General features: G+C 45.1%; 1 protein-coding gene. It reads left to right on the forward strand.

Annotation, left to right across the window (positions count from 1 at the left end; translation table 11 throughout):
- The coding region (locus tag AAEY55_RS18615; protein WP_350552776.1) for an SPFH domain-containing protein at window positions 1-235 on the forward strand (235 nt) is incomplete at both ends.

Consider the following 235-nt stretch of genomic DNA (forward strand, 5'->3'; position numbering starts at 1 on the left):
GGGGTGAGTTTTTCCTCTTTGATGGTGGTAAGCGAAGGTGAGCGCGCGATTGTTGCACGTTTCGGTAAGGTGCTTAAAGATGGAGACGTAACAACCGTTTTTGCTCCTGGCCTTCACTTTAAATTACCTTTAGTCGATAAAGTTCGCTATCTGGATGCTCGTATCCAGACATTGGACGGCGCAGCAGATCGTTTTGTTACTTCTGAAAAGAAAGACTTAATGGTCGACTCTTATG

Source organism: Pseudoalteromonas sp. 120-MNA-CIBAN-0494 (assembly GCF_040308885.1).
Taxonomy (GTDB): Bacteria; Pseudomonadota; Gammaproteobacteria; order Enterobacterales; family Alteromonadaceae; genus Pseudoalteromonas; species Pseudoalteromonas nigrifaciens.